Origin of the sequence: Candidatus Bandiella numerosa, from assembly GCF_021811875.1 — a bacterium.
Taxonomy (GTDB): Bacteria; Pseudomonadota; Alphaproteobacteria; order Rickettsiales; family Midichloriaceae; genus Aquirickettsia; species Aquirickettsia numerosa_A.
Genome location: NZ_JAJBJD010000075.1, coordinates 1 through 5,050, shown reverse-complemented (window position 1 = coordinate 5,050; position 5,050 = coordinate 1). Strand labels below are relative to the sequence as shown.

Below are 5,050 nucleotides of genomic sequence, written 5' to 3'. Positions count from 1 at the left end.
TCCAAAGAGAGAATTTTCAAAAAGCTAAATTTATTTGGGATGAAGCTATCCAAGAGATAGCTGCTGCCTAAAATTTAAGGGTCAGGGTTGTGTTGCGGCCATATTTCCATTAACTTGACGGTGCCTTGTAAAGGATTATTTTAACTTATGTACGAGGTATTTGCCAGTGATACTGTTGGGATTTTTAGATACTTCTTCTGGTGTCCCACAAGCTATAATTTCACCACCTTTGATACCTCCGTAAGGACCAATATCTATTACATAGTCAGCTGTTTTAATCACGTCGAGATTATGCTCTATGACAACTACGGTATTTCCCATCTCTACTAATTCGTGCAAAACTTTAAGTAAATTTTGTATATCATGTGTGTGTAATCCTGTAGTGGGTTCGTCAAGTATATATAGGGTTCTGCCAGTAGATTTTTTTGACAATTCTTTTGCAAGTTTAACTCTCTGCGCCTCTCCTCCAGACAATGTTGTGGCAGATTGTCCAATACTTATATAACCTAAGCCTACTGAACTTAGAGCATTTAATTTTTCATTTATCAAGGGTAATTTATCAAAAAAAATTGACCCTTCATCCACTGTCATTTTTAGAATATCAGATATTGTCTTGTCATTGTATTTAATTTGTAACGTCTCTTTATTATATCTTGTTCCATCACATTCATCGCACTTAACATATACATCTGGTAAAAAGTGCATCTCTATTTTTAACGAGCCGTCTCCTTCGCATATCTCACATCTACCGCCTTTAACATTAAAAGAAAATCTACCTGGTGGATAACCCCTTAATTTTGATTCTTTAAGTCCAGCAAACCAATCTCTAATTGGAGTAAATACCCCAGTATATGTAGCTGGATTTGATCTAGGTGTTCTACCGATAGGTTGCTGATCAATCTCAATAATTTTATCAATATTTTCTAATCCAAGGATTGATTTATATTTACCACAGTCTCTGTTACTATTGTGTAGCTTATTCATCACTGCGCTATAAAGGGTATGCAAAATTAAACTGGATTTACCGCTGCCAGAAACTCCAGTGATTGCAGCAAAAACTCCGATTGGAATTTTAACACTTACATCTTTTAAATTATTCGTGGTAACATTGTTTATAGCAATAAACTTATCAGAATCAGATTTCCTTCTCTGCTTAGGTACTGGTATTAGTAACTTTCCTGATATATATTGGCCTGTTAGACTATTAGGATTTTTTGCCACCTCCTCTGGGGTACCACAGGCAATAACATTGCCACCATTGACCCCTGCATATTTACCAATATCAATCAGATAATCCGACTGTCTCATAGTGTCTTCATCATGCTCAACAAGTATGATAGAATTTCCCAAATCCCGCAATTCCTTCAAGCTGACGATGAGTTTGTCATTATCACTTTGATGCAATCCTATAGAGGGCTCATCTAGCACATATAACACCCCAGTCAAACTTGAGCCAATTTGTGAAGCCAGTCTAATCCTTTGGCTTTCTCCACCTGATAATGTTGAGGAAACACGATTCAACGTGAGGTAATTTAGTCCTACATTAATCAAAAATTCCAGTCTTCTTTCTATTTCTTTTAATATTAATTTTGAAATTTTAACTTGCGTTGGATCTAGATGATCTTTTAAGGTTATAACCCAATGATATGCTTGATCAATGGAAAACTTCACAACCTCTCCAATATGTAAATCATTAATTTTTACACATAACGAATCTTTTTTAACTCTGTAACCTTCGCATTCACTACAATCTATTTGCACTTGGTACTTTGAAAGCTCCTCAACAATGTAATTGCTTTCAGTTTTATGTATTTTCTCTTCAAGAATTGGCATAACACCTTTAAATGGTTGATTGACTGTAGATTGTCTATAACCATCTTGATATGAAAATTTTATATTTTCGTTTCCTGTCCCATATAAGATTATATTTTGTACATTTTTTGGTAATTCTTCATATGGAGTTTCTAAGCTAAAATCATAGTGATTTGCTAACGCTTCAAGAAGGCCCTCATAGAATTTATATTGAGTATTAGAATATTTAGAACTTTTTTTTCTCCACGGGGCAATTGCGCCTTCTAATAATGACAAAGTTTTATCAGGTATTACCAATTGTTCATTAAAACTCATTTCTTGACCTAGTCCATTACATTTCTGGCATGCTCCATATGGACTATTGAATGAAAAAATTCTTGGTTCAATTTCTGGTAATGAAAACCCAGATACAGGGCATGAAAACCTTTCAGAAAAAATCAAAACTTGCCCTTCTTTGACATCAGATCCTTTAAAATCTTCGGGTATCGATTTAATCTCTACATATAGTAAACCTTGGCTTATTTTTAGTATATTCTCTACACTTTCTACAATCCTGCTTCTTGAATCATCATTAATACTTACTCGATCAACTACCAATTCAATATCATGTTTTTTGTTTTTATCTATATTAGGTAATTCTTCGAAATCATAGTGAATTCCGCTAATTTTTAGTTTCTCATAGCCAAGTCTGCGATAATGCAATAAGTCTTTTTTATATTCTCCTTTTTGTCCTCGCACTATTGGAGCTAGTAATATTACGCTTGTTTCTTTGGGTAAGCTCATTAGTGAATCCACCATTTGTGTGGCACTTTGTTTTTTTATTGGTAATCCAGTTACAGGAGAAAATGGAACACCTATCCTTGCAAATAAAATTCTTAAATAATCATATATTTCTGTGGCAGTGGCCACTGTTGATCTCGGATTTCTCGATGTTGTTTTTTGATCTATTGCAATTGCAGGAGATAAACCTTCTATTGACTCAACATCAGGCTTATTATGCATTTCTAAGAATTGCCTAGCATAAGTCGATAAACTTTCAACATACCTTCTTTGCCCTTCAGCATATATTGTATCGAATGCTAAAGAGGATTTTCCGGAGCCACTTACACCTGTGATAACAACCAATTTATTTTTTGGTATGTCAATATCAACATTTTTGAGATTGTGCTCTTTTGCCCCTCTTATTATAATACAATTATTCATCAAGCCAGATTTAGCCTAGAACTTTTTTCATTGCTGAGATGAGGCCATTCACTGCTTCTGCTGACTTATCAAAAACGGCCCGCTCCTCTCCATCAAATTCTATTTGGATTATGTCTTCTATCCCATTTTTACCTATAAATACCGGCACTCCCATGCAAGTGTCACTTAACCCATATTCTCCTTCTAGGTATACTGAACAAGGAAAAAGCTCATTATTATCGTTAAGGTACGATTCAGCCATTTGTATTGCTGAAGTTGCTGGTGCATAGTATGCAGATCCATCTTTTAGTAATTTTACAATTTCTGCTCCACCGTTCTTAGTCCTTTCAATTATTTCTTGAACTTTAGCTGATGAAATAATTCCTTTTTTTATAAAATCTGATAAAGGTATGCCACCTATATTAGTATATCTCATTAAAGGAACCATTGTGTCGCCATGCCCACCCAACACAAAAGAGGTTATGTCTCTTACTGAGGTATTTAACTCCCTAGCTAAAAACAATCTAAATCTTGCTGAATCTAACACGCCTGCCATTCCAACAACCTTTTTTCTAGAAAACCCAGAGTACTTCAAAAACGCATAAACTATTGCATCTAAGGGATTTGTGATAACTATCACAAAGGCATTAGGACAGTATTTTTTCACTCCTCCTGCTACAGTTTTTATGACATCTGCATTAACACTAAGCAAATCGTCTCTAGACATACCAGGTTTTCTTGCAACCCCCGCTGTAATAATAACTAAATCTGACCCTTTAATATCAGCATAATCATCTGTACCTATCAGCGATATATCTTTTTTCATTACAGGCAAACTCTGCTCTATATCGAGCGCCTTACCTGCTGCATATTCTTTATTTCTATCTAAAATTACCACATCGCCAAGCTCCTTGGATGCTAAAATATAAGCTAAAGTGCCACCTATGTTGCCACCGCCTATTAATGCAATTTTCTTTCGCATGAAAAATTTTTATACATTCAAACTAATTTCATCCTAGATAAATAGCACAGTTTTGTCTATAGAAATATTATAAATACTTGAAAAATTGACATAATAGTCTTAAATAAAAAACAATACATTAAAAAGTAAATAAAAATGAACAACGAGAATATAAATAAAGAAGAAAAAGAAGAAATAAAGCAAGATAACACTAATTTTTTAGAAGAGCTCAGTAATGAGATAGAAAATCTAAAAGAGCAGTTAATTAGAGAGAAAGCCGAAAATGAAAATATAAGGAAAAGATTTAAAAAGGAACTAGAGGATGCTCATAAATTTGCTATTAGCAATTTTGTGAAAAATTTAACAGAGCAAGTAGAAAATTTGTTCAGAGCATCAGAAAGCATTGATCTAAAAGCATGTGAAAATAACAATGAATTAAAGACCTTATTTGAAGGCATTGAGATTACTAAAAAGAATTTACTAAAAGTATTTCAAGATTATGAAATTCAAAGAATATACCCATTAGATCAAAATTTTGATCATAAATTTCATGAAGCAGTATCACAAGTAGTTGATAGTAAAAGGGAGCCAAACACTGTTGTAAACGTCATTCAAGCTGGATATTCAATAAGAGATAGATTACTTAAGCCGGCTATAGTTATTGTTACGAAAAAGGAGTGATGAAAATTATGGATTATACTAAAGACATTTAATAAGCTTAGAGATTTTTACGAAACTAAAACTCTTATATAATAAAATAATAATGATAAAAAAGCCTTTTATTTTTCTAGATTATTTATTAGTAATATGGCACAGTCAAGTTAAAAATAGAATAAAATTCTGATATTGAATAAAAGATTAAAGGCCGTTGCATAAATGCAAAGCAAGGAAGATATGCAATAAATGGATTTAAAAAATTAGATTCATATAAAGAAGAACGATAAGTTTGGTATAAAAGCTGATAGAATAATGGAAGCATAAATATTAGATAGCGTATAAATAGGAAAAGTGCTAACCTTTGACCTAAAACAATACAGGTATCAAATGGATTTTGAAATAATAGTAAGAAAAAAAGAAAAAGGCGAGGTAGTATCA

The 5,050-nt window shown here is 33.0% G+C and carries 3 protein-coding genes; 1 reads left to right on the top strand and 2 read right to left on the bottom strand.

Annotated elements, in window-relative coordinates:
• Positions 1-135: 135 nt before the first annotated feature.
• Together uvrA and mdh are read right to left on the bottom strand one after the other, a co-directional pair.
• Positions 136-3,018, bottom strand: coding sequence for an excinuclease ABC subunit UvrA (uvrA, locus tag L8D11_RS03345; RefSeq protein ID WP_410519502.1), 2,883 nt, complete (start codon positions 3,016-3,018; stop codon positions 136-138).
• A 7-nt stretch (positions 3,019-3,025) separates the two neighbouring features.
• Positions 3,026-3,976 carry a malate dehydrogenase gene (gene mdh / locus L8D11_RS03340; protein ID WP_236870260.1) on the bottom strand — a complete coding sequence of 317 codons (951 nt, stop codon included), beginning with the start codon at positions 3,974-3,976 and terminating at the stop codon, positions 3,026-3,028.
• Positions 3,977-4,111: 135 nt separating this feature from the next.
• On the opposite strand from mdh, the gene L8D11_RS03335 reads away from it, so the two are divergent.
• The gene (locus L8D11_RS03335; RefSeq protein ID WP_236870259.1) at positions 4,112-4,636 is read left to right on the top strand and encodes a nucleotide exchange factor GrpE; all 525 of its coding nucleotides are present in this window, start codon (positions 4,112-4,114) and stop codon (positions 4,634-4,636) included.
• The last annotated feature ends 414 nt before the right edge of the window (positions 4,637-5,050 follow it).

Excerpts from the sequence above, each read along its gene's own strand:
- mdh (WP_236870260.1), bottom strand. The coding sequence starts at position 3,976 with ATGCGAAAGAAAATTGCATTAATAGGCGGTGGCAACATAGGTGGCACT.
- L8D11_RS03335 (WP_236870259.1), top strand. The coding sequence starts at position 4,112 with ATGAACAACGAGAATATAAATAAAGAAGAAAAAGAAGAAATAAAGCAA.